Raw genomic sequence first — 1,642 nt, 5'->3', positions numbered from 1 at the left:
CTTGACAAGCCGAATTTATCCGTGGGGTCAATGCCTCAATTCTAAAATCTAAAATCTAAAATCTAAAATCTAAAATCTAAAATCTAAAATCGATTGACTCTTGCTCCCTCCCCTTGACAAGCCGAATTTATCCGTGGGGTCAATGCCTCAATTCTAAAATCTAAAATCTAAAATCTAAAATCTAAAATCGATTGACTCTTGCTCCCTCCCCTTGACAAGGGGAGGGTTCAGGTGGGCTTTTCAGTAAATTTGACCAGTAAATTTGACCAGTAAATTTGACAAAAAGTCTATTAGTCTTTCAAGAATATCTGCGGCTAGCCGAGTCGGTGATGCTGTTCTAATTCTAAACTAGAGTCCTCATCTTTTTTGGGAACCAGAAGCGTATTTTCGCTGCTCGGTTGCAACACGGCTTTAATCACTTGGAGAAAACGGTTAGGCTTTTTGGTTTGACCGTTGAGAGTGCGGCGGTCTTGCACTTTTTTAGAAAGGTGCCGCATCACAGATAAATCGAGTTCATCGATGAAATGGTCTGCTATACGTTCTCCCATTAAATCAATAGCTTCAGCATACTGATCGGTCAGCGTTTCTATAGCATCGTATGCTTCGTCAGCAACTTGACTTGCTACTGTTTTATTTTGGTCGCCCGGTGTCTGGGAATTGGTGCGGCGTCGGTCTAAAAGACTTTGGTACTCAGCAATGCTCATTCCCAAATTGTAGAGATGGTGGTGAGCGTGATCCATCAAATCTACTTCACTGGGATAGAAGAAACCACGGGTGCTGTTGATGCCGTGCAGTTTTGCCCAACGCCGCAGAGTTGTCTCATCTTGCAGTTGGTATCGCTCCAACATTTGAGCTGTGTTCAGCTCTACTTCTGGCGTAACTTTGAAATCGCTCATCGGTAAATCCTCGGTGGTGAGTAAATAAATAAATTTGAAACTTAGAATCTGTGATTTGCGTACAATCTGAAAATGACGATCGATCCTTTGACGGCATTCACGGAAGTCTTGCGGGCATTTGCTGTCGATCGTGCGATCGTGCGATCGAGTCAGAGGATTTCAGGGTAGCGTACTTTTGGGCTTTGTCTCGATCGCATCCGGGAGCAAGCACACAGGGTTAATAATATAGCTGATTTATGGTTTCAACAACCGTTAAAAATAGTAAAGTTTAATTTTTAGGGTTGAATTATTAGTAATGTTGAGCTATAATATTCTCAATAACCGTGCAATTAGTAATTTTAGTAGTTGCAAACGAGATTCTTAGTATGCCTGTATACGATTATTTGTGTCCCGAAAACAACCAGCAGTTAGAAGTTTGGCACAGCATGAACCTGGAAGTTTCGACTTGGGGCCAACTGTGCGAGTTGGCGAAGCGCGAACCCGGGGAGACTCCCGCAGATGCGCCGGTACGCCGACTGCTGAGCGCTCCGAGGTTGATGAAGCCGACATCCGACACCGATTATAAAAATCAGGGGTTCAGCAAGTACGTGAAGCGGGATGAAGGGGTTTATGAAAATGTCACGGCTAAGGATGGTGAAAGCCGTATTGTCAATCGAGATGGTAAGCCGATTAAAGACTGAACTCGGTAATTGGTAATTGGTAATCGGTAATTGGTAATTGGTAATTGGTAATTATTCCTAATGACT

At 43.2% G+C, this 1,642-nt stretch carries 2 protein-coding genes; one reads left to right on the top strand and one right to left on the bottom strand.

All coding sequences use genetic code 11. The features are described 5' to 3' along the window. Positions 1-314: 314 nt before the first annotated feature. Positions 315-896, bottom strand: a complete 582-nt coding sequence (locus QUA88_RS05860; RefSeq protein WP_333052017.1) for a hypothetical protein — start codon at positions 894-896, stop codon at positions 315-317. A 365-nt stretch (positions 897-1,261) separates the two neighbouring features. Between QUA88_RS05860 and QUA88_RS05855 the strand changes: the two genes are divergently transcribed. Continuing rightward, positions 1,262-1,576: a zinc ribbon domain-containing protein gene (locus QUA88_RS05855; protein ID WP_333052014.1), complete on the top strand. Its 315-nt coding sequence runs from the start codon at positions 1,262-1,264 to the stop codon at positions 1,574-1,576. Positions 1,577-1,642 lie beyond the last annotated feature (66 nt).

The organism is Microcoleus sp. D3_18_C2 (genome assembly GCF_036702395.1).
Lineage (GTDB): Bacteria > Cyanobacteriota > Cyanobacteriia > Cyanobacteriales > Microcoleaceae > Microcoleus.
The sequence above is the reverse complement of the archived record's forward strand: the minus strand, read 5'-3'. Positions and strand labels throughout refer to the sequence as shown.

What these genes read in the sequence shown, in the direction of transcription:
- QUA88_RS05860 (WP_333052017.1), bottom strand. Translation starts at nt 896, where the DNA reads ATGAGCGATTTCAAAGTTACGCCAGAAGTAGAGCTGAACACAGCTCAA.
- QUA88_RS05855 (WP_333052014.1), top strand. Translation starts at nt 1,262, where the DNA reads ATGCCTGTATACGATTATTTGTGTCCCGAAAACAACCAGCAGTTAGAA.